This is a genomic window from Micromonospora sp. NPDC000089, assembly GCF_042899365.1.
Lineage (GTDB): Bacteria > Actinomycetota > Actinomycetes > Mycobacteriales > Micromonosporaceae > Micromonospora.
On the sequence record NZ_JBIAZT010000020.1, the window covers coordinates 1 to 20,816 of the forward strand.

The 20,816-nt window shown below is 73.3% G+C and carries 20 protein-coding genes, 1 tRNA gene and 1 pseudogene; 8 read left to right on the forward strand and 14 right to left on the reverse strand.

Annotation, left to right across the window (positions count from 1 at the left end; all coding sequences use genetic code 11):
* Window positions 1-123: 123 nt before the first annotated feature.
* On the reverse strand, window positions 124-1,959 hold the full coding sequence (locus ACFY3U_RS25600) for a hypothetical protein (RefSeq protein ID WP_387206174.1): 1,836 nt from the start codon (window positions 1,957-1,959) through the stop codon (window positions 124-126).
* Between the two features lie 103 nt (window positions 1,960-2,062).
* On the opposite strand from ACFY3U_RS25600, the gene ACFY3U_RS25605 reads away from it, so the two are divergent.
* The 3 genes from ACFY3U_RS25605 to ACFY3U_RS25615 all read left to right on the forward strand — a co-directional run bounded on the left by ACFY3U_RS25605 (window position 2,063) and on the right by ACFY3U_RS25615 (window position 3,512).
* A tRNA-Leu gene (locus ACFY3U_RS25605) sits at window positions 2,063-2,143 on the forward strand.
* Window positions 2,144-2,250: 107 nt separating this feature from the next.
* Entirely contained in the window at window positions 2,251-3,069 is an 819-nt protein-coding gene (locus tag ACFY3U_RS25610; RefSeq protein WP_387206176.1) for a Bax inhibitor-1/YccA family protein, read from the forward strand.
* A 119-nt stretch (window positions 3,070-3,188) separates the two neighbouring features.
* A complete protein-coding gene (locus tag ACFY3U_RS25615; protein WP_387206178.1) occupies window positions 3,189-3,512 on the forward strand; it encodes a hypothetical protein in 324 nt (107 codons plus the stop codon).
* A 4-nt stretch (window positions 3,513-3,516) separates the two neighbouring features.
* On the opposite strand, the gene ACFY3U_RS25620 is transcribed toward ACFY3U_RS25615, so the two are convergent.
* The 4 genes from ACFY3U_RS25620 to ACFY3U_RS25635 all read right to left on the reverse strand — a co-directional run bounded on the left by ACFY3U_RS25620 (window position 3,517) and on the right by ACFY3U_RS25635 (window position 8,365).
* The gene (locus ACFY3U_RS25620) at window positions 3,517-5,019 is read right to left on the reverse strand and encodes a CHAD domain-containing protein (protein ID WP_387206180.1); all 1,503 of its coding nucleotides are present in this window, start codon (window positions 5,017-5,019) and stop codon (window positions 3,517-3,519) included.
* A gap of 39 nt (window positions 5,020-5,058) precedes the next feature.
* Window positions 5,059-6,321, reverse strand: coding sequence for an acetyl-CoA C-acetyltransferase (locus ACFY3U_RS25625; RefSeq protein ID WP_387206182.1), 1,263 nt, complete (start codon window positions 6,319-6,321; stop codon window positions 5,059-5,061).
* Between the two features lie 111 nt (window positions 6,322-6,432).
* The gene (locus ACFY3U_RS25630; RefSeq protein ID WP_387206184.1) at window positions 6,433-7,236 is read right to left on the reverse strand and encodes an SGNH/GDSL hydrolase family protein; all 804 of its coding nucleotides are present in this window, start codon (window positions 7,234-7,236) and stop codon (window positions 6,433-6,435) included.
* Between the two features lie 76 nt (window positions 7,237-7,312).
* The gene (locus tag ACFY3U_RS25635; protein ID WP_387206186.1) at window positions 7,313-8,365 is read right to left on the reverse strand and encodes an SGNH/GDSL hydrolase family protein; all 1,053 of its coding nucleotides are present in this window, start codon (window positions 8,363-8,365) and stop codon (window positions 7,313-7,315) included.
* 181 nt (window positions 8,366-8,546) lie between these two features.
* On the opposite strand from ACFY3U_RS25635, the gene ACFY3U_RS25640 reads away from it, so the two are divergent.
* Together ACFY3U_RS25640 and ACFY3U_RS25645 are read left to right on the forward strand one after the other, a co-directional pair.
* The gene (locus ACFY3U_RS25640) at window positions 8,547-8,903 is read left to right on the forward strand and encodes a YkvA family protein (protein WP_387206187.1); all 357 of its coding nucleotides are present in this window, start codon (window positions 8,547-8,549) and stop codon (window positions 8,901-8,903) included.
* 75 nt (window positions 8,904-8,978) lie between these two features.
* The gene (locus ACFY3U_RS25645; protein WP_387206189.1) at window positions 8,979-10,349 is read left to right on the forward strand and encodes a cystathionine beta-synthase; all 1,371 of its coding nucleotides are present in this window, start codon (window positions 8,979-8,981) and stop codon (window positions 10,347-10,349) included.
* 83 nt (window positions 10,350-10,432) lie between these two features.
* Here the strand turns inward: ACFY3U_RS25645 and ACFY3U_RS25650 are convergent, their stop codons facing one another.
* From ACFY3U_RS25650 to ACFY3U_RS25670, 5 genes are all read right to left on the reverse strand, one after another.
* Window positions 10,433-10,987 (reverse strand): GNAT family N-acetyltransferase, encoded by a 555-nt coding sequence (locus tag ACFY3U_RS25650; protein ID WP_387206191.1) that lies wholly within the window; start codon window positions 10,985-10,987, stop codon window positions 10,433-10,435.
* The gene (locus ACFY3U_RS25655; protein ID WP_387206193.1) at window positions 10,984-11,913 is read right to left on the reverse strand and encodes a ribonuclease Z; all 930 of its coding nucleotides are present in this window, start codon (window positions 11,911-11,913) and stop codon (window positions 10,984-10,986) included. The genes ACFY3U_RS25650 and ACFY3U_RS25655 overlap by 4 nt, the downstream gene beginning before the upstream one ends.
* Window positions 11,914-12,239: 326 nt before the next feature.
* A complete protein-coding gene (locus ACFY3U_RS25660) occupies window positions 12,240-13,424 on the reverse strand; it encodes an osmoprotectant NAGGN system M42 family peptidase (RefSeq protein ID WP_387206195.1) in 1,185 nt (394 codons plus the stop codon).
* Window positions 13,421-15,250, reverse strand: coding sequence for an N-acetylglutaminylglutamine synthetase (gene ngg, locus ACFY3U_RS25665; protein ID WP_387206197.1), 1,830 nt, complete (start codon window positions 15,248-15,250; stop codon window positions 13,421-13,423). Before ngg ends, ACFY3U_RS25660 begins: the two co-directional genes overlap by 4 nt.
* 2 nt (window positions 15,251-15,252) lie before the next feature.
* Window positions 15,253-17,043 (reverse strand): N-acetylglutaminylglutamine amidotransferase, encoded by a 1,791-nt coding sequence (locus tag ACFY3U_RS25670; protein WP_387206199.1) that lies wholly within the window; start codon window positions 17,041-17,043, stop codon window positions 15,253-15,255.
* Between the two features lie 251 nt (window positions 17,044-17,294).
* Here ACFY3U_RS25670 and ACFY3U_RS25675 point away from each other — a divergent pair, with 251 nt between their 5' ends.
* Complete coding sequence (locus tag ACFY3U_RS25675; RefSeq protein ID WP_387206201.1) at window positions 17,295-17,756, forward strand: SRPBCC family protein; 462 nt, start codon at window positions 17,295-17,297, stop codon at window positions 17,754-17,756.
* A 196-nt stretch (window positions 17,757-17,952) separates the two neighbouring features.
* Here ACFY3U_RS25675 and ACFY3U_RS25680 read toward each other — a convergent pair whose 3' ends face one another.
* The 3 genes and pseudogenes from ACFY3U_RS25680 to msrA form a co-directional block, all read right to left on the reverse strand.
* Window positions 17,953-18,240, reverse strand: coding sequence for a type II toxin-antitoxin system RelE/ParE family toxin (locus tag ACFY3U_RS25680; protein WP_387206203.1), 288 nt, complete (start codon window positions 18,238-18,240; stop codon window positions 17,953-17,955).
* A pseudogene (locus tag ACFY3U_RS25685) lies at window positions 18,237-18,458 on the reverse strand (type II toxin-antitoxin system Phd/YefM family antitoxin); the annotation flags it as partial. The gene ACFY3U_RS25680 and the pseudogene ACFY3U_RS25685, both read right to left, overlap by 4 nt.
* Window positions 18,459-18,512: 54 nt before the next feature.
* On the reverse strand, window positions 18,513-19,172 hold the full coding sequence (gene msrA, locus ACFY3U_RS25690) for a peptide-methionine (S)-S-oxide reductase MsrA (protein WP_387206205.1): 660 nt from the start codon (window positions 19,170-19,172) through the stop codon (window positions 18,513-18,515).
* Between the two features lie 190 nt (window positions 19,173-19,362).
* Between msrA and ACFY3U_RS25695 the strand changes: the two genes are divergently transcribed.
* Complete coding sequence (locus ACFY3U_RS25695) at window positions 19,363-20,163, forward strand: Scr1 family TA system antitoxin-like transcriptional regulator (RefSeq protein WP_387206207.1); 801 nt, start codon at window positions 19,363-19,365, stop codon at window positions 20,161-20,163.
* On the forward strand, window positions 20,154-20,342 hold the full coding sequence (locus ACFY3U_RS25700; RefSeq protein WP_387206209.1) for a DUF397 domain-containing protein: 189 nt from the start codon (window positions 20,154-20,156) through the stop codon (window positions 20,340-20,342). Before ACFY3U_RS25695 ends, ACFY3U_RS25700 begins: the two co-directional genes overlap by 10 nt.
* A 31-nt stretch (window positions 20,343-20,373) precedes the next feature.
* Here ACFY3U_RS25700 and ACFY3U_RS25705 read toward each other — a convergent pair whose 3' ends face one another.
* Window positions 20,374-20,784, reverse strand: a complete 411-nt coding sequence (locus ACFY3U_RS25705; RefSeq protein WP_387206210.1) for an HIT family protein — start codon at window positions 20,782-20,784, stop codon at window positions 20,374-20,376.
* Window positions 20,785-20,816 lie beyond the last annotated feature (32 nt).

A 20,816-nucleotide genomic window follows, 5' to 3' on the forward strand; every position in this document is an offset into this window, starting at 1 on the left:
GCCTCGAAGAACCTCACCTTCAAGCCCTCAAAACCCACGATCCCCGCAACTCCCTGAAATACAGGGTGTTGCGGGGATCGCTAGAACCCGCGGTCCGGGAGGGGCCCTTCCGCGTGTGGTGTCTCAGACCCGCCAGGTCCAGGCGTCGGCGATCCGGGTTCCCGGGCCGTAGAGCCGCACCAGCGTGCGGCGCAGGCTCTCCGCGTGCGGCGCGTCGTCGGTCAGCGCGACGCAGTCCGCGCCCCAGAATTCGGCGTCCCGGGCCGCCTGTCGGCGCTGCTCGGGGCCGATCGGCGGCTCCTCGCCTCGCTTGGCGACGTCCGCCAGCAGGGCCGAGGTGGGCTCCTTGTAGGTGCCCATCACGGGGGCGCCGTCCCGACCGTACGGCCCGATGAAGAAGCCCTCCGGGATGCCGAACGCCGCGTCGGCGCCGGTTGCCCAGCGCATCGGCCAGGGCTGCCTCGGGGTGGCCGCGGGCACCGGTACCAGCACCCCACCGGGCGGCACGCACTGTCTCCAGTGGCCACCGGTGATGAACTCGGGCAGCGCCGGGCGGTCGGTCGTCGGCAGTGGCGCGGGGAAGATCACCAGCAGCGCCGCGCCCGCGACGGCCGGCACCAGCCGGCGGGCCCGCCCGGTGTCCCGCAGCGCCCGGTCCACCGCCAGGGTCAGCAGGGTGGCGGCCAGCGGCAGCACGGCCAGACCGAAGCGCATCGGCAGCGCGCCGTCCACCACCGGCAACCCGGCCAGCAGCGCGTACGGCCCGGGCAGCGTGCTGCGCTGGCCGTGCAGCACCAGCTGCGGGCCGAGCGACAGCGCACCCATGATCAGCGCGGCGGCGCCGCAGGCCACCACCAGCGGCCGGCGGCCGAGCCAGGCCACGGCGGCGACGGTGACCAGCAGCAGCGGCCAGCCGAGGAAGGTGTTGTACTCGGCCGGGCCGGTGGTCAGCCGGGCCGCGGAGTCGCTGCCCACCACCGACAGCGGGGAGACCGTCCACCAGCTGGCCAGGTCGGCCGAGAAGTAGTGCGGGCTGAACATCCCCTCGGTGATGCCCTGCGGCCCGGCGAACTGCAACCACAGCGGGTAGCCGAGGACGAGCAGCGCCAGCCCGGCGGCGAGCAGCATCCCACCGGCGAAGCCCGGCCACGCCCGACGCGCCAGCTCCCGGTCGGCCAGCCCGTACGCGACCGCCATCACCAGCAGGGTGAGCGCGCAGAGGAAGAGCACCTCCTCGCCGATGAAGACCTGCACGGTGACCGCGGTCGCCAGGCCCACCGCCGAGGTGAGCAGCCGCCGCCGGTCCGGCGCGCCCCGCCCGTCCCGGGCCGGATCGGCGGCCCGCAGCAGCCGGATCACCAGCCAGACGATCACCGGCACCAGCCACTGGGCGGTCATGTGCAGGTGACTGTTGCTCTGCGACAGCATGCCCGGGCCGAAGCCGCAGAGCCCGGCGCCCAGCGCCGCGGCCAGCGGGCGGGCCCGCAGCGCCCGGGTGAACAGCAGGTACCAGGCGGTCGCGGTGCCGGCCAGGTTCGCCCCGGCCAGCAGGGCGAAGGTGACCGGCGCGCCGAACAGCCACGTGACCGGGGCGAACAGCACACCCAGCGCGATGACCGTGGTGTTGGCCATCAGGTTCACCCCGTCCGGGGCGTTGAGCCGGTCGGTGATCAGCCGGAAGTCGCCCAGCAGGGCCCGCGAGTCGACCGCCAGGAACCACTCGTAGAGGGTCTGGTCCTCCGGGTTGAGCGCCAGCACCCGACCGGTCGGGTCGGGCCAGAGCCCGTGCGTGAGCCAGCCCGCGAGCAGCACGACGAGCAGTCCGACGCAGAGGTCGACCCGGTGCCGGGCGGCCCGGGCCCGCCAGCGGGCGGACCGGGGTACGGGTGTGGCCTGCTCGGCGGGGCCGACCGCGAGGGCGGGGTCGGCGTCGGACGCCGTACGGGCTGCGCTGGTCACGGCTCGACCCTAGTGCGGCGGGGGTGACGGGGTACGCCGGGTCGCCGCGCAACGGTTACCGTGACAGGGCAACCGGCGCGGTCCGACCCGACCGCCCAGCCCGGCCCGGGTGGTGGAACGGCAGACACGGCCGCCTTAAAAGCGGCTGCCGCAAGGCGTGCGGGTTCGACCCCCGCCCCGGGCACTCTCAGCTTTCCCACAGCTTCCCGCGACGCGCCGGGGAGCGCCGGCCGTCTACCCTTGAAGGGCACGCTTCTGTGTGCGACGACCCCCTGAGGGAGGCCTGAGAAAGTGAAGACCACGAACCCGGTGCTGACCCGGCTCGGCCAGGCGGCCGAGCGGGAGCGCTCCGCCGGGTACGCCCAGCCCGGCTACGGTTACGGACAGCCCGGTATTCCCCAGCAGTACCCGGGCCAGCCCGGATACCCGGCCGCCCCCACGGTGTCCGGGACCATGTCGATCGACGACGTGGTGGTCAAGACCGTCGCCCTCCTGGGCATCCTCGGCGTCTCCGCCGCGGCCGCCTGGGTGCTGGTGCCGGCCTCGCTGGTCAGCGTCGCCTGGATCGGCGCCGCCGTGGTCGGCCTGGTGCTCGGCCTGATCATCTCGTTCTCCCGGATCGCCAACCCGGCCCTGGTCATCGCGTACGCGGTGGTCGAGGGCGCGTTCGTCGGCCTGGTCAGCAAGGCGTACGAGTCGTTGTACTCGGGCATCGTGCTGCAGGCCGTGGTGGCCACCTTCGGCGTGTTCTTCGTGATGGCGATGCTCTACAAGGCGCGCGTCATCCGGGCCACGCCGCGCTTCGTCAAGGGCATGATCGCGGTGATGGCCGGCCTGTTCGCGGTCATGCTGATCAACCTGGTGCTCGCGCTCTTCGGAGTGAACACCGGCCTACGCGACGGCAGCCCGCTGGCCATCGGCTTCAGCCTGGTCTGCGTCGTGGTCGCCTCGCTGAGCTTCGTGCTCAGCTTCGCCGAGGTCGAGGACGGCGTCCGGATGGGCCTGCCGCAGCGCTACTCCTGGACGGCCGCGTTCGGCATCGTGGTCAGCCTGGTCTGGCTCTACCTGGAGCTGCTGCGCCTGATCAGCTACTTCCAGGGCGACGACTGATCCGTCCCCGCGGCCCCGACGCCCGCCACCGCGTTCCGCGGCGGCGGGCGTCGCCGTATCCGGCGTCAGCGTCGCGGCGGGCCCGGGTGCGCCGCCGGGCCGGCCGTAGACTCGGCCCGGTGAGCGCAGCGGAGGAGCTGGACCGGGCGGTGCGGCGGCTGGTCGGTCAGGTCGGGCACTGGGAGCAGCCGCGCTGGGCGGCCAAGGCCGACGCCGGCAACGTGTCCCGCGCCGACCTGGTGCACAAGCTGGTGCAGGAGATCGCCAACCTGGCCGCCGACGCGGAGGGTGCCCCGCCTCGGGCCGTACCCCGGTTGGCCAACGACCGGGCGCTGCCCGACCAGCTGCGGGTGGTGGTGGCCGACCTGGTGGCGGCCGGCCCGCCGGAGGCGGAGCTGGCCCGGGCCACCGCCGCGGTGACGGCGACCCGGTCCGCGCTCTGACCGGTCAGTCCGCCAGCCAGCGCCGGACCTTCGGCCGGCGGGACCGGTCCCGGGCCACCGCCGCGTCGCGCACGTCCCGCTCCGCCTCGGCCGCCTGGCGGGCGTGCAGCAGCCCGTAGGTGAAGGTGTTCTCCCCGTCCGCGTACGCCCGCAGCGCCTGGGTCCGCAGCACGTCCCGGGTGATCACCGAATCCTGGTGGGCGCCGAGCACGTCCTGCAGCTCCTTGAGCCGCTTCACCAGCTGGGCGGCGGGCCGGCCGACGACGGGCTCGCGCACCTCCACGGCGTACCGGGCGGCCTTGTACGACTTGCGCGCCTCGTGCAGCGCGACGTCCTCCTCCTCGCCCGGGTGGGCCGGACGCCGGCCGGTGAGGGCGCGGTCCAGGCGGTCATCGGCGCGGGTCACCGCCCGGCGCACCCGCCGGTTCACCCAGCGGGCGTCGGCGGTGCCGGCGGTCGGCCCCTCCAGCAGGGCGTCCAGCCGGGTCAGCAGGCCGGTGTACCGGTCGGAGTCCAGCGCCCGGCCCAGCTCGTCCAGGGCGGCCGCCACGTCCACGGCGAACCGCTCGCCGATCCGGGCGACCACCGGCCCGAGCACCAGTTCGGCCGGCTCGGCGTGCACCGCCTGGGTGAGCCGGGCCGCCATCACCTGGGCGTCCCGGACCGGCCCGAGCTCGGCGCCGAGCCAGCGCAGCTCGGCCCGGACGGCCTCGCTCTCCCGCCGGTCCCACAGCCCCCGGAAAGTACGCAGGGTGGCCCGCAGCCGGCGGATCGCGACCCGCATGTCGTGCACCGCGTCCTCGTCACCGTGCCGGGCCGCCGGGTGGTTGCCGATCAGCACGTCCCGCTGGGCGCGCGCGTAGTCGAGCACCGGGGCCACCGCCGGCTCGGTGCGTACCTCGTTCGCGGCGGCCAGCCGGGCGCCCAGGGCGCGGTGCGACTTGGACACCGGCACCGGCCGGGCGCCCGCCTCGCGCAGCCGCGCCTCGACCGCGTCGAGCACCGCCTCGTCGCCGTCGACCAGCTCGACCTCGATCTCCCGCCAGGCCTGCCGCTCGCCGCTGACCAGGTCCTCCGACTCGACGGTGTCCTCGACCACCTCGGCCAGCACCCGGCCGCGCTTGTCCCGCAGGCGGCGTTCCAGCCGGTGGTTGACCACCCGCGCCGCCGGCGCCACCGCCGTGCCCCGGGCCGCGCCCCGAAAGAGGCCGACCAGCTCGGCCGGCGGGTCGCCGTCGTCCGGGCCGGCGGGGAACTGGTACTCCGTGCGGGGGCCGCCGGCCGCGCCCACCTTCAGGTGCCAGCCGGCGTCGTGACCGCCGGTGCGCCGGCGCAGCGCGTACCCGCTGCGGGCCAGCCGCAGGTCGGGGGTGTCCAGGTAGACCGCGTCCAGCTCGAGGGCGGTGGCGTCGGACACCGTCGCGACGCCACCGCACCCCGTCAGGTCCGGCAGGCGGAAGCCGTCGTCGGCCGAGTACTTGCGTTCCCGTTCCACGATCGTCGCCATCCCGGAACGCTACCCGGCCCGCCGGTCATCGAACCACCGTCAGCTCAGCCGCTCCAGCACCATCGCCATACCCTGGCCACCGCCGACGCACATGGTCTCCAGGCCGATCGTCCTGTCGTGCCACTCCAGGGCGTTGAGCAGGGTGCCGGTGATCCGGGCGCCGGTCATGCCGAACGGGTGGCCGACCGCGATCGCGCCGCCCATCACGTTCAGCTTCTCCTCCGGAATGCCCAACTGCCGGTACGACGGGATCACCTGGGCGGCGAACGCCTCGTTGATCTCCACCAGGTCGACGTCGTCGATGGTCATCCCGGCCCGCTTCAGCGCCTGCTTCGAGGCCTCCACCGGGCCGAGTCCCATGATCTCGGGGGAGAGCGCGGTGACGCCGGTGGAGACGATCCGGGCCAGCGGGGTGACCCCCAGCTCCTGGGCCCGCTGGGCGCTCATGATCACCACGGCGGCGGCGCCGTCGTTGAGCGGGCAGCAGTTGCCGGCGGTGATCCGGCCGTCCGGGCGGAAGACCGGCTTCAGCCCGGCCACCGCCTCCAGGGTCACCCCGGCGCGCGGGCCGTCGTCGGCGCTCACCACGGTGCCGTCCGGCGTGGTCACCGGGGTGATCTCACGGGCCCAGAAGCCGTCGGCGATCGCCTTCTCGGCAAGGTTCTGGCTGCGTACGCCGAACGCGTCCATGTCCTCGCGGGTCACGTCGTGCACCTGGGCCAGGTTCTCGGCGGTCTGCCCCATGCTCAGGTAGATGTCGGGCAGCTGGCCGGCGTCGCGCGGGTCGGTCCAGACCTCGGCGCCGCCCTCGGCCCGGCGCTTCGAGCGCTCGTGGGCCTCGGCGAAGCGCGGGTTCTCCCAGCCGCCGCCGACCAGCGCCTGCGCCTCCGGCGGCAGGCCGTCGGAGTTGCCCCGGGCGTACCGGGAGACCATCTCGACGCCGGCGGAGACGAAGACGTCCCCCTCGCCGGCCCGGATCGCGTGCATCGCCATCCGGGTCGTCTGCAGCGAGGACGCGCAGTACCGGGTGAGGGTCGCGCCGGGCAGGCCGTCCAGGCCCATCAGGGTGGCGACCACCCGGGCCATGTTGAAGCCCTGCTCGCCGCCGGGCAGGCCACAGCCCAGGTAGAGGTCGTCGATCTCGGTCGGGTCGAGCTGGGGGACCTTGCCCAGGGCGGCCTGGACGATGGTGGCGGCCAGGTCGTCCGGGCGCACCTCGCGCAGCGAACCCTTGTGCGCGCGACCGATGGGGGACCGGGCGGTGGCGACGATGACGGCGTCGCGGGGGGACTCAATCGGCATGAACCAACGTTAACTCGCCGGTAACTTGGCGCGGAAGCTGCCCGTGCGCCGGGAAATGTCACCCGCCGGCCGCCTGACCGCCCGGCCCGTCGCCGCGCCGTTGCCCCGGCGTCAGTGCCGGGTGGCCACCGCCGCGGCGACGACCGCCGGAAGCAGGGCATGCGCCCAGACCCGGTAACCGTCGGCCGACGGGTGGAAGCCGTCGTGGCAGAGCGTGCCGGCGTCCGCCCGGAACACCGGGCCCGTCTCGGTGCCGAGGTCGACCACGGTCCCGCCGGCGTCCAGCACCGCGGCGGTCTGCGCCCGGGCGATCCGCCGACCGGACCAGCCGATCACCTGACGCAGCGGCGGCGCGACCGCGCGGACCGCGCCGAGGTCGGGGCAGGTGCCGACCACGACCTCCACCCGGGCCTCCCGCAGCCGGCGGACAGCCGAGGAGAGGTACGCGGCGGCCTCCACCGGCCGCCGCATCGCGGTGGCGTCGTTGGCGCCGATCAGGATCACCGCCACGTCCGGATGCTCGCCCAGCAGCGCCCGCGCCACCTGGGTGGCCAGGTCCGTCGAGCGGGAACCGGAGACGCCGACGCTGGACAGGTGCACCCGGCGGCCACCCGGCCCCTCGGCCAGCAGGTGCGCCAGCTGACCACCCACGGTCTCCTCGAAGCGCTCCACGCCGACACCCAGCGCCGACGAGTCGCCGAGCAGCACCAGCCGCAGCGGCGGGGCGCCCGCCCGACCCACCGTGGCCCGCAGCGCCAGGCCGAGCTCCGGCTGGGCGTACGCGCGGTTGCGGGCCGCCACCGCCTGACCGGCCAGCACCGCCGCCCCGCCGAGCGTGCCGGCGACGAGGGAGACGGCCGCCGCCCGCCCCAACCGGAGCGCGAGTTCCGTACCGATGCCGATCCGCTCGCTCATGGCCGCTCTCCGCTTCGCTCCGACCGGCCATGAGACTCCATGGCGCTGTGCCGACCGATTCGCTCGCTGCGCTCGCTCATGGCAGTCCCTCCAGGGTGGGTGAGTCGGCCACGGCGCCGGTGGGTGACCCCGGCCCGACGCCGAAGAACGCCCTCCGCCGCAGCTGCGCCCAGCGGCCCGCCGGCCCGCGGTCGCGGCCCCGGACCTGGACGCCGCTGACCTCCGTGCCGGCGTGCCGGGCCGCCTCCTGCGCGGCCTGCGGCAGCGACCGTACGCCCTCGCCGGGGATCGGAACACCCCTGCGTTCGGCGCCCGCCCCCAGCGCGGAGAGCACGGTGGGCAGCAGCGCCGCGGCGGCCATCGCGTAGCCCTCGGCCGACGGGTGGAACCGGTCCCAGGCGAACATCCGGGTCGGCTCGGCCCTGAACCGTGGGCCGAGCATGTCCCCCAGCGAGACCGTCCGACCGCCCGCCTCGACCACCGCGACCGTCTGCGCGGCGGCCAGCTGGCGGCTCCACCGCCGGGCCAGCCAGCGCAGCGGCGGCTGGATCGGCTGGATCGCGCCGAGGTCCGGGCAGGTGCCGACGACCACCTCGCAGCCGGCGGCGCGCAGCGCCCGGACGGCGTCGACCAGATAGCGGACGGCCAGGGCGGGCGGCGTGCGGTTGGTGACGTCGTTGCCGCCGATCAGGATCACCGCCACGTCGGGATCCCGCTCCAACGCCGCCTCGACCTGCGGCTTCAGCCCCGCCGACAGGGAACCAACCACGGCGAAGCGGTGCAGCCGGACGGGTCGCCGCAGCCGTCGGGTCAGCCCGGTGGCGAGTAGCGAGCCCAGGGTCTCTCGTCGCCGGTGCACCCCGTAGCTGGCCGCGGAGGAGTCACCCAGGACGACCATGGTGAGCGGGGGGCCCGGCTGCTTGCCGCCGTACAGGCCGTCGCAGCGTGGCGGCGGCGCCTCGGCCACCGGGATGACCCGGCGGGCCTGGCGGGCCTGCCCGATCAGCACCCCGCCGGTCGCCACCACGGCCGCCGCGGTGGCGCCCGTGCCGATGGCCGTCACCCAGGCGATCTGCCGGGCTCGCTGCCAGCGCGGACCAACCGGTACGACGGATCCAGCCACCCCCATACCCCGACATTATCGCGCCTCCGCGACACGCCGCTGTCGTCACGACGGCCGGTGGAAGGCTGGGGAACGACGGTTCTGGGTACCTGATCCGACAGCGGCGCGGGACGATCGGCACCCGGCCGCAGGTGGCGGCGGATTTGCGCGCGCCCGTCACCCTGGTCGGCGGAGAGGGGCTGGACTGATGGGCAGGACATTGAAGCGGACCGCGGCGTTCACCGCGCTCGCTCGGGCGTTGGCGGCCGGGGCGCGGGGTGGGCCCTCGCTGGGCACTCGGCTGGCGGCGTTGCCGCGGATGGTCCGGGCCACCGCCAAGGGCGAGTACGACGGCGGCCTGCGGCTGGCGCTGATGACGGCCGCGGCGGCGTACGTGGTCTCCCCGATCGACGTGGTGCCGGAGCTGTTCCTCACCCTCCTCGGCCTGGTGGACGACGCGGTGATGGTCACCTGGCTGGCCGGCAGCGTGCTGTCGGAGACCGAGCGATTCCTGGAGTGGGAGGCACGTCGCAGCTCCGTCATCCCCGGGCATGCCCCGGCCTGACGGCACGTACCCTGGCGGACAACGGACCGTCTGCCAGGCCGCCGTCCCCGGCGCCGCAACGAAGGGCACAACGAGGTGCAGTACTACGACAACGTCGTCGACATGATCGGCAACACCCCGCTGGTACGCCTGCGCAACGTCACCGAGGGCATCCAGGCGACCGTGCTGGCGAAGGTGGAGTACCTCAACCCCGGCGGTTCGGTGAAGGACCGGATCGCGCTGCGGATGGTGGAGGACGCCGAGGCCGCCGGGATCCTCAAGCCCGGCGGCACCATCGTCGAGCCGACCAGCGGCAACACCGGGGTCGGGCTGGCCCTGGTGGCCCAGCTCAAGGGCTACAGGTGCGTGTTCGTCTGCCCCGACAAGGTCAGCCAGGACAAGCAGGACGTGCTGCGGGCGTACGGCGCCGAGGTGGTGGTCTGCCCGACCGCGGTCGCGCCGGAGGACCCGCGCTCCTACTACAACGTCTCCGACCGGCTGGCCCGGGAGATCCCCGGCGCCTGGAAGCCCGACCAGTACAGCAACCCGGCCAACCCGCGCTCGCACTACGAGACCACCGGCCCGGAGCTGTGGAAGCAGACCGAGGGTGGGATCACCCACTTCGTGGCGGGCGTCGGCACCGGCGGCACCATCTCCGGCATCGGGCGTTACCTGAAGGAGGCCTCCGACGGCCGGGTGAAGGTCGTCGGGGCGGACCCGGAGGGATCGGTCTACTCCGGCGGCACCGGCCGGCCGTACCTGGTCGAGGGCGTCGGCGAGGACTTCTGGCCGACGACGTACGACCGGGACATCGCCGACGACATCATCGAGGTCTCCGACAAGGCGTCCTTCGAGATGACCCGGCGGTTGGCCCGCGAGGAGGGCCTGCTGGTCGGCGGCTCCTGCGGGATGGCCGTGGTGGCCGCCCTGGAGGTGGCCCGCAAGGCCGGCCCGGACGACGTGGTCGTGGTGCTGCTGCCGGACAGCGGCAAGGGCTACCTGTCGAAGATCTTCAACGACAGGTGGATGGCCCGGTACGGCTTCCTGGACCACGCCGGCAGCGAGCCGACCGTGGCCGACGCGCTGGCCAGCAAGCCGGGCGGCCTGCCCGAGCTGGTGCACGTGCACCCGACCGAGACGGTCCGCGACGCGATCGACTACATGCGCGAGTACGGCGTCTCCCAGCTCCCGGTGCTCAAGGCCGAGCCGCCGGTGGTGACCGGCGAGGTGGCCGGTTCGATCGCCGAGCGGGACCTGCTCGACGCGCTCTTCACCGGCCAGGCCCACCTGCACGACACCATCGAGCGGCACATGGCCGAGCCGCTGCCGATGATCGGCGGCGGCCAGCCGGTCAGCGAGGCGGTCGCCATGCTGGAGAAGTCCGACGCCGCCCTGGTGCTGGTCGACGGCAAGCCCAAGGGCGTCCTCACCCGCCAGGACCTCCTCGCCCACCTCGGCGCCCACTGACCCCACCCGCCCCGCCCTCTTCCCGCGCCCCATCCCTCGTCGATCTAGGGATAGTTGCTGTCAGTTGATCTCCAACCACAGCATCAATCCCTAGATCGGCGAGGTGCTCGGCCGCGCAGGGGGAGAGGGGAGAGGGGGCGGGCGTAGCGGAGCTGGGGGACGAGGGCGGGGCCGATGTGGTCGTCGCGGCGGAGGCCGGTGGGCGACCAGCCGCCGCGCTCGTAGAAGCGTCGCGCGTCGGCGTTGCGTTCCAGCACCCAGAGCACCGCGCCGGTCCAACCGCGCTCCCGCATGGCGGCCAGCGCGTCGACCATCAGCTCCCGGCCGGTGCCCCGGCCCCGCTCGGCCGGCGCCAGGTGGATGGCGTTGAGCAGGCCAGTGGCCGGGTCGCCCTCGTCGTCCGGGCCGAGGTAGCTGAAGCCGACCAGCCGGCCGTCCCGCTCGGCGACGGTCATCCGGTGGTCGTCCCGCTCCCAGGCCCACCGCTCCACCCAGTACCGCCCCATCGCCTCCGGGCCCGGCTCGGCCAGCGCCTCCGCCGCCAGGAACGACGAGTACGCGGCCACCCGGGAGCGCTGATGCAGGGCGCCCACGGCCATCAGGTCCGCGTCGGTGGCGGGGCGCAGGACGACGGTCACCCGGCCGAGGCTACCCGTCGGGGCGGCACCGGCACGGTCATCAGGTCCTCGGCGATCACCAGGTCGCCGGCGAAGTGCGCGCGGGCCTCGTCGAGGAAGCGGCGCGGGTCGGCGTACCGCTGGGAGAAGTGGGTGAGCACCAGCGTGCGTACCCCCGACTCGGTGGCCACGCGGGCGGCCTGGGCCGCGGTCAGGTGGCCGACCTCGGCGGCCAACGCGGCCTCCGAGTCGAGGAACGTCGACTCGATGACCAGCAGGTCGGCGTGCTCGGCGAGGGCGTACACCCCGTCGCAGAGGCCGGTGTCCATCACGAAGGCGAACCGCTGGCCGGGCCGGGTCACGCTCACCTCGTCCCGGGTGACGCGGCGCCCGTCGACGTCCAGGTGGCCGACGCGCTGCAGCTCACCGACCGCCGGACCGGCGATGCCGTACGCGGCCAGCTTCTCCGGCAGCATCCGGCAGCCGTCCGGCTCCACCAGCCGGTAGCCGTACGTCTCGATGGGGTGTCGCAGCCGGCGGGCCTCCAGCGTGCCGACGCCCAGGGTGATGCTCTGCCCGTCCGCCTCGATCGGCTCGACGGCCAGCTCGGCCGTCTCGTGGAAGGAGCTGGCGTGCCGCAGTCGGGCGAAGTACTCGGCGCCGCCGGCCGGGAAGTGCACCGCCACCGGGTGCGGCACCCGGTCCAGGGAGAGCCGCTGGATGGTGCCGGGCAGGCCGAGGCAGTGGTCGCCGTGGAAGTGGGTGACGCAGATCCGGGTCAGATCGGTGGCGGTGATCCCGGTATGCAGGAGTTGCCGTTGGCTGCCCTCGCCCGGGTCGAAGAGGATCACCTCGTCGTCCCAGCGCAGCACGTACCCGTTGTGGTTGCGCAGCCGGGTCGGGGCCTGACTGGCCGTCCCGAGCACCACCAGCTCGCGCATCGACACGTGATCACCCCCGGACATAAGGCGACCCCCGGGGCGCTCCGCGCTGACGCACGGGCCGACTGGACTGGGTCGGCGCCCCGGGGGTCGGGTGGCTGCCTGGTATTCGCCGCACCGCTGCCACACGGTCTCGACGATGGTGCATTGCCCGCCTCGCGGCGGACGGTCTGTCACTGTCGAGGACAGCGGCTAGCGGACAGCCACCTCACGAGTCCGATTGCTATACAAGTCTGGACCACCTCCTTTCGCGTGTACCGCCACGCTATCCACTTCCCGGCGGCACCGGCAACGGATTTCGATCACAGACTCCACGGGAATGTGACGGCGGCTCAGAACGAGTCGGCGATGCCGATCGGCCCCTCGCGGGGCCCGTCCTCGGAGGCCGGCTGCACCGACAGGGACGGGAAGTCGGCCAGGTCGCCCTCCGGCTCGGCATCCCACTCGGGGAAGACCAGGTCGCTCTGCAGGTAGAGGCAGAGCAGCTGGGTGAGGTGCCGCAGCCCGTCCAGGTGGGTGCGCTCGTGGCCGTGGGTGGCGTCCACCCCGAAGCCGAGCAGCGCGACCCGGGCGTGCGCGCCCGCCTCGACCGCCGCCGCCACGTCCGAGCGGTAGAAGTCGAAGACGTCCCGGACCAGCTCGACGCCGTGCTCCCCGGCGATCGAGGCGAGGTTGCGGGTCAGGTGGTAGTCGAACGGCCCGACGCTGTCGCCCATCGCCACCGTGGCCGCGTCCTCCCGGGACTGCTGGCCGGGGGCGACCACCGCCGCGTCCACCGAGACGATCTCGGCGACGTCCGGGTCGAGGCCGTGGCTGGCCCCGTGACCGATCTCCTCGGTGACGGTGACCAGCAGGTGCGCGGTGACCGCCGGGGTGACCCCGGCGTCGACCATCGCCTTGAACGCGGTCAGCACCGCGGCCACGCCGGCCTTGTCGTCCAGGTGCCGGGACTTCACGTACCCGTTCGTGGTGACCGTCGGGTTGGGCAGGAACGCGACGAAGTCCCCGGCGTCGATGCCGAGCGCGCGCAGGCCGGCGATGTCCTCGACCGGCTCGTCGACCCGGACCTCGACGTGCTCCCAGCCGACGCCCTGCAGGTCGACGTCGTCGTTGTAGCGGTGACCGCTGGCCTTCAGCGGCAGCACCTGCCCGGTGATCACCCGGTCCAGCTCGTCGGTGAAGACCCGCACCTGGGCGCCCTCGGCGAACCGGGCGCTGTGCGTGCCGATGGAGGTCAGCTCCAGTCGGCCGTTCTCCTTCAGCCGCTTGACCATCCCGCCGATGGTGTCGGTGTGCACCACGATCGCCCGGTCGGCCCCGGTGGAGCGGGGGCCGGGCAGGCACGCGCTCAGCGCCCCGCGCCGGGTCAGCGTGGACGGGATGCCCAGCGCGGACAGCCGCTCGCCCACGTACTGCTGCACGTGGTCGGTACGCCCCGACGGGCTCGGGATCTCCAGCAGCTCCACCAGCACCTGGCGGAGGTACTCCAGGTCGATCTCCAGCGGCTTCGGGCTCACGCCGCCCCTCCCGGACCTGCCGGGCTCCACAGCCGCTGCGGTGCCCGGGTGCCGGGGAAGAGTAGGTCCACGAAGCGCTCGGCGGTCGGCTGCGGCTCGTGGTTGGCCAGCCCCGGGCGCTCGTTGGCCTCAATGAAGACGTGCTCGGGCCGGTCGGGGGCGGGAACCAGCAGGTCCAGCCCGGTGACCGGGATGTCCAGGGCCCGGCTGGCGGCCACGCAGGCCTCCGCGATCGTGGGGTGCAGTTCGGCCGTCACGTCGTGGATTGTGCCACCGGTGTGCAGGTTGGCCGTCCGCCGGACCGGCAGCACCTCGCCCTCGGGCAGCACGTCGTGCATCCGGTGCCCGGCGTCGGCCACCACCTCGCGGGTCATCTCGTCGATCGGGATCCGGGACTCGCCACCGGTGGCGGCCGCCCGGCGCCGGCTCTGCCGCTCGATCAGCTCGGTGATGTCGTGCACGCCGTCGCCGGTGACCTGCGCCGGCCGGCGGACCGCGGCGGCCACCACCTCGTGGTCGATCACGATCACCCGCAGGTCCTCGCCGGCGCGCAGCTCCTCGATCAGCACCTCCGGGCAGAACCGCCGGGCCAGCTCCACCGCCGCGGTCAGCGCCTCGGCGGTGCGTACGCCCACGGTGATGCCGTTGCCCTGCTCGCCGCGGGCCGGCTTGACCACCACCGGGCCGAACTCCTGGAGGAACGCGAGGTCGTCCGGCTCACCGGTGGCGGTGCGACCGCGCGGCACCGACAGGCCGGCCTCGGTGAGGATGCGTCGGGTGACCCGCTTGTCGTCGCAGCGGCTCATCGCCACCGCCGAGGTCAGCTCGGACAGCGACTCGCGGGTGTGGATGGTCCGGCCGCCGTTGGTCAGCCGCAGCTCACCCCACTGCGGGTCGGTGACCTCCACCCGGATGCCGCGGCGCATCGCCTCGTCCGCGACGATCTTCGCGTACGGGTTGAGCTCGTCGTACCCGTCCGGGGTGGCGGGCAGGAAGAGCCGCTCGTTGATCGGGTTCTTCCGCTTGACGCAGAGCGTGCCGGTGCGGTGGAAGCCCAGCCGCTCGTAGAGCCGGATCGCGCCGGAGTTCTCCGCCAGCACCGACAGGTCGACGAAGGCCCGCCCGCGCTCGTCCAGCCGGTCGGCCAGCCCGGTGAGCAGGGCCTGCCCGGTGCCCGGCGGCGCGTGGTTGAAGTCGACGGTCAGGCACCAGAGGCTGGCGCCGCCCTCCGGGTCGTCGAAGACGGCCACGTGGTCGACGCCGGTGATGGTGCCGACGATCTCGCCGGTGGACGCCTCGGCGACCAGGTGCAGGAACTCGTCCGTGCCGGCGTTGTCGACCAGCACGTCGACCGGTGCGGTGACCATGCCGTTGCGGGCGTAGATCCGGTTCACCGCGTCCGCGTCCTCGGCGTCGCGCAGCGGGCGGATCACCAGGCCGGGGATCTCGTCCCCGCCGTCGGTGGCGGCCGGGCGGTGCTCGCCCAGCGGCAGCCGGTAGGTCAGCGACGGGTCGATGAACAGCTCGTCGTGCAGCCGGGAGACCAGCACGTGCGGGTCGCGCAGGTAGATGCAGATGTCCCGGGCGCCGGCGGCCTCGGAGCGCAGTACGTCGGCCACCGCCTCCGGGTCGGCGAAGGTCTGACCGAAGACCAGCCGACCCCAGCCGCAGTCCAGCACCACGCCGTCGGCGCCCTCCGACGCCGGGCGCGGTTCGGGCGTACCGGGGGCGACCGGGTCGCCGCCGGGGCCGATGTGTTCCCGGCGGCGGCCGAGCACCCGCTCCCGGTCGGTGCGGGCCGTGCCGGTGGCGAGGGTGTCGGTCACGGTCAGTCGATTCCGTGGCTCTGGAGCCACATTTCCAGGAGTCCCAGTTGCCACAGCTTGTTTCCGTTCAACGGGGTCAGTTCGGCGTTCGGGTCGGCGAGCAGCGCGTCGACGTAGTCGGCGCGGAACAGGTCGCGGCGCCGGGCGGCGGGCGCGGAGAGCGCGTCGCGTACCCGGTCCAGGAGCTTGCCCTCCAGGTGGGTGAGGCCCGGCACCGGGAAGTAACCCTTGGGGCGGTCGATCACCTCGTGCGGCAGCACCCGGCGGCCGATCTCCTTGAGCACGCCCTTGCCGCCCTGGGCCAGCTTCAGCTCCGGCGGGCAGCTCGCCGCCAGCTCGACGAACTCGTGGTCGAGGAACGGCACCCGGGCCTCCAACCCGTGCGCCATGGTCATGTTGTCCACCCGCTTGACCGGGTCGTCGGTCAGCATGACCTGGGTGTCGATCCGCAGGCCGGCGTCGACCGCGGTCTGCGCGCCGGGGCGGCCCAGGTGCGCGGCCACGAACTCCCGCGCCGGGTCGCCCCCGGCCAGCCAGTCCGGGTTGAGCACCCGGGCCAGTCCGGCCGCGTCCCGGTCGAAGAACGCCTTCGCGTACGTCTCGAGCGCCTGCTCCCGGTCCACCCCGGAAAGCGGTGGGTACCAGTGGTAGCCGCCGAGGATCTCGTCCGCGCCCTGCCCGGACTGGACCACCTTGACGTGCTTGGCCACCTCCTGGCTGAGCAGGTAGAACGCGACGCAGTCGTGGCTGACCATCGGCTCGCTCATCGCGGCGACGGCGGCCTCCAGCGGGGGCACCAGGTCCTGTGCGGCCACCCGGATCTGGTGGTGGTCGGTGCCGAAGGTCTTGGCCACCAGGTCGGAGTAGACGAACTCGTCGCCTTCCCGGCCGCCGACGGCGTCGAAGCCGATGGAGAAGGTGGACAGCCCGGAGCGGGTCTGCCCCTCCCCGGCCAGCAGTGCGACCACCAGGCTGGAGTCCAGCCCGCCGGAGAGCAGCACGCCGACCGGCACGTCCGCGACCATCCGGCGGCGCACCGCGGTGGTCAGCGACTCCAGCAGGGCGTCCTGCCAGTCCCGCTCGGACCAGCCGGCCCGCTCGGCGTTCCGGGTGAAGGACGGGTCCCAGTAGACCCGCTCGGAGGTGCGGCCGTCCGCCTCGTACACCCGGACGGTCGCCGGGGGCAGCTTGGTGACACCGCGCAGGATGGTCCGCGGCGGCGGCACGATGCTGTGGAAGCTGAGGTAGTGGGCCAGCGCCACCGGGTCGATCGAGGTGTCGATGCCGCCGCCGGCCAGCAGCGCCGGCAGGGTGCTGGCGAAGCGCACCACGCCGGGCGTCTCGGCCAGGTAGAGCGGCTTGATGCCGAGCCGGTCCCGGGCCAGCACCAGCCGGCCGGTGTCCCGCTCGCTGATCGCCACGGCGAACATGCCGATCAGGTGGTCGACGAAGTCGAGCCCCCACTCGGCGTACGCCTTGATGACCACCTCGCTGTCGCCGGAGGAGAAGAAGCGGTGCCCCTTGGCCTGCAGCTCCTCGCGCAGCTCGCGGTAGTTGTAGATGCAGCCGTTGAAGACCCCGCTCAGCCCGGCGCCCGGGTCGACCAGCGGCTGGCCGCTGGCGGCGGAGAGGTCGATGATCTTCAGGCGTCGGTGCCCGAGGGCCGTCGGCCCCTGGGACCAGACCCCGCTGTCGTCGGGCCCCCGGTCACTCATCGTGGCCGCCATGCGCTCCACCGCCGACACGTCGGCGCGCGAGCCGTCACGGCGGAACTCTCCCGCAAGTCCGCACATGGCAGGCAATGCTGCCAGAGGTTGGTGCACTTCGCCTGTTGAGTTGATGTCGACGGTGTTACGTACTTGCTAGTATGCGCACCACTCCGCGTAATGGTGTCCCACGGCCGCCGCTTCCTGCCGGGGGCCGCGCGGTGCCCGGTTCGACCGGGGCCGACGGTGTGACAAACACCGCAGGCCCGGCACGGCGGCGCGGCGGCCCCCGGCGTACGGGCGGGGGTGGGATGCCGTTTCGGCAGTAAAGTGCAGCGATGTCACGAACGGACACCGCAACCCGGATGATCGCCGCTCCGCCCGGACGGGTCTACCAGGCCCTGGTCGATCCGGATGCGCTCGCGGTGTGGTTGCCGCCGGACGGCATGAGCGGCAGGTTCGAGCGATTCGATCCGCGACCCGGTGGGACGTACCGGATGATCCTGACCTACGCGGACGCCTCGGCGGCGCCGGGCAAGGCGACCGCGGACTCCGACATCGTCGAGGCGCGGTTCGTCGAACTCGTCCCCGGCGTGCGGGTCGTGCAGGCGGTGGACTTCGTCTCCGACGATCCGTCGTACGCCGGCACGATGACCATGACCTGGGAGGTCGCCGCCGCTGGTCACGGGGCCGAGGTCACCTTCCGGGCCGACGACGTCCCCGCCGGCATCTCCGCCGAGGACCACGCGGCCGGCCTCGCGTCCTCGCTGGCGAATCTCGCCGCTCACCTGGAGTCGTAGCCGCAGCGGCGCGGAGGGGCCGGCGACCCCTGGACGCGGCCCGGCGCGGGTCCGGTGGACGCGCCGGAGCGACCGCGAGGGTAGGCCGTCCCGGCCACCCCGACCGGGCGGCTCAGCCCGTTCGGCCCGTGGTTGCCGTAGCCGTTCGGGCTCTTCGACCCTGGCGAACAGTGATGTACTGATTCGCCCCTTGGAATCAACGTGACCGGTATGCGTCGGCGCGGTGTTCGATTGCCGTCACGGTCACGACGCGGTCGTCGTCGATCTCGTAGAGGACGCGATACGTGCCCCGTCTGGCCGACCAGGTCCCCTCGAACGCCGGCAGAAGCAGTCGTTTGCCGACGCGATGGGGGTTGTCGAGGAGGACGGTGGTGACGAACTCGTAGACGGCTGCGGCGATCTTTTCTGGTAGCCGTCCGGCCAAGGCGCGTGCGGCCGGGCCGGCGACCTGAAGTCGGTAGCGGTCGAGGGCTGGGCCAGTCACCGTGCCTGCTTCGACCGCTTCGCCATCAACGCCGCGAGTTCGTCGGCGTCGAGGATGTCACCGGCCTCGACGGCTGCCTTGGACTCGGCAAGTTGCCGCCTGGCCACCGCGCTGGACAGAACCTCCAGCGTCTCTTCCAGCGCCGCGAGATCGTCGGCAGAGATGAGCACCGCGGCGGCGTGACCGTGTCTGGTGATCTCTATCCGCGAAGTCTGTACAGATTTTCGGAGCTGGCCCGCGGCTCACGCGTCCGCGGGCCAGCTAAGCGGGGGTCAGCCGGTCTTGGCCACGCCCACCGGGCACGTCAGCCCGTTCGGGCCGTGGTTGCAGTAGCCGTTCGGGTTCTTGGTCGGCGCCAGGTACTGCTGGTGGTAGTCCTCGGCGAAGTAGTAGTCGCCCAGCGGGGCGATCTCCGTGGTGATCTCACCCTTGCCGGCCCGCGCCACGATCGGCGCGAACGCGTCGCGGGACGCCCGGGCGACGGCCGCCTGGTCGTCCGTGGTGGTGTAGATCGCCGAGCGGTACTGGCTGCCCACGTCGTTGCCCTGGCGCATGCCCTGGGTCGGGTCGTGGTTCTCCCAGAAGACCTTGAGCAGGTCCTCGTAGCTGATCGTCGACGGGTCGTAGACCACCTGGACCACCTCGGCGTGCCCGGTCATCCCCGAGCAGACCTCCTCGTACGTCGGGTTGGCGGTGAAGCCACCCGCGTAGCCGGCCGACGTGGTGAGCACGCCCGGCAGGGTCCAGAACAGCCGCTCGGCACCCCAGAAACAACCCATTCCGAAGACGGCGACCTGGGAACCCTCCGGGAACGGGCCCTTCAGGGACGACCCCAGCACCTCGTGCCGGTCACCGATCGGCATCGCGATCGAACGGCCCTTCAGGGCCTGGTCGGGGCTGATCATCTCGGCCTTCATGCGGCGAAGGAACACGGTGGGTCTCCTCTCGTACCTCTTCCCCGCGTGCAACGCCGCCGGGCCCCAGTTCCTTACCCGCCCGCCGCGAGCCCAGGCACACACATCCTTCTGTGCAGGGCGGCGGGCTCCCCGTAGGGTCACGCCGCCGTTACCGTGTGCAGTTCCGGCGCGTCTGCCCGGTTCGGTCGGTGGTGGAGGTGAGCGGGTGGCGGGTTCGGCACTGGTGGAGCTGTTCGCCGGGGAACTGCGTCGGGCGCGCTGCGCGGCCGGGCTGTCCCAGGAGTCGTTGGGGCAGCAGATCAGCTATTCGGGGTCGCTCATCGCGGCGGTGGAGCAGGGGCGGCGACTGCCCCGACCGGACTTCACCGCCCGCTGCGACGAGGCGCTGCGCACCGACGGGCTGCTCGGCCGCATCCGGGAGCAGTTGGGCCGCGAGGTGCTGCTGCCCTGGTTCCGCGAGTGGGCAAAGATCGAGCAGGAGGCAGCCACCCTGCGGTCGTACGAACCGCTTGTCGTGCCGGGCCTGCTCCAGACCGAGGAGTACGCGCGGGCGCTGCTCACCGGTGCCGGCCGGTTCAGCGACGAGCAGGTCGAGCACCTGGTGGCCGCCCGACTGGAACGCCAGGTGGTGCTGGCCCGGCCGACGCCGCCGCAACTCGTCGTGGTGCTCGACGAACTCGTGCTGCGCCGGCCGGTCGGCGGGCCGGCGGTGATGGCCGCCCAGCTCGCCCACCTGGTCGAGGTCGGCCGCAGGTACCACGTACACCTGCATGTCGTGCCGGTCGCCGCCGGCGCCTATCCGGGCCTGAACGGGGCGTTCGTGGTCGCCACCACCGTCGACGGCGACGACGTGGCCTACCTGGACAACCAACTCCAGGGGCACGTGGTGTCGCGTGGCGCGGACGTACTATCGCTGCTGCGGACCTGGGAGTCGGTGCGCGCCGAGGCGCTGCCCGCCCGGGCGAGCGCCGGACTGATCGAGGAGGCGGCACGGGCATGGAGCTGACCGGAGCGCGGTGGCGCACCAGCACCCGCAGCAGCGGCAACGGCGGCAACTGCGTCGAGGTGGCCGACAACCTGCCGGGCGTCGTGGCCGTCCGCGACAGCAAGGACCGGTCGGGGCCGGCGCTGGCCTTCCCGCCGGCCGCCTGGCGGGCCTTCGTCGCCGGCCCACCCACCCGCTGACAGTCCCGATCCTCCGCCGGAGGTCGTGCAGTCAGAGGGCGGCGGCGACCCGGTCGGCGTACGTCTGCGCCTCGGCGTCGTCGGCGTACCGGTGGCGGGGCCAGAAGAAGCCGCGCAGCCCGTCGCCCTTCGTCCGGGGCACCACGTGGGTGTGCAGGTGCGGGACGGACTGGGACACCTTGTTGTTCTGCGCCACGAACGTCCCGCCGGACCCCAGACCGGACTCCACGGCCGCCGCGACCCGCTGGACCAGGCCGAAGTAGCCGGCCAGGTCGTCGGTCGGCAGGTCGGTGAGGGTGACCAGGTGGGTGCGGGGCACCACCAGCACGTGCCCCTTGAAGACCGGTCGGGTGTCCAGGAAGGCGACACCGTCCGGCTCGTCGGCCACCCGGAAAGCCGGCACCTCGCCGGCCACGATCCCGCAGAACACGCACCCGCTCATCGGGCCAGGTTAGGCGTTCGCCGGGACGGTCG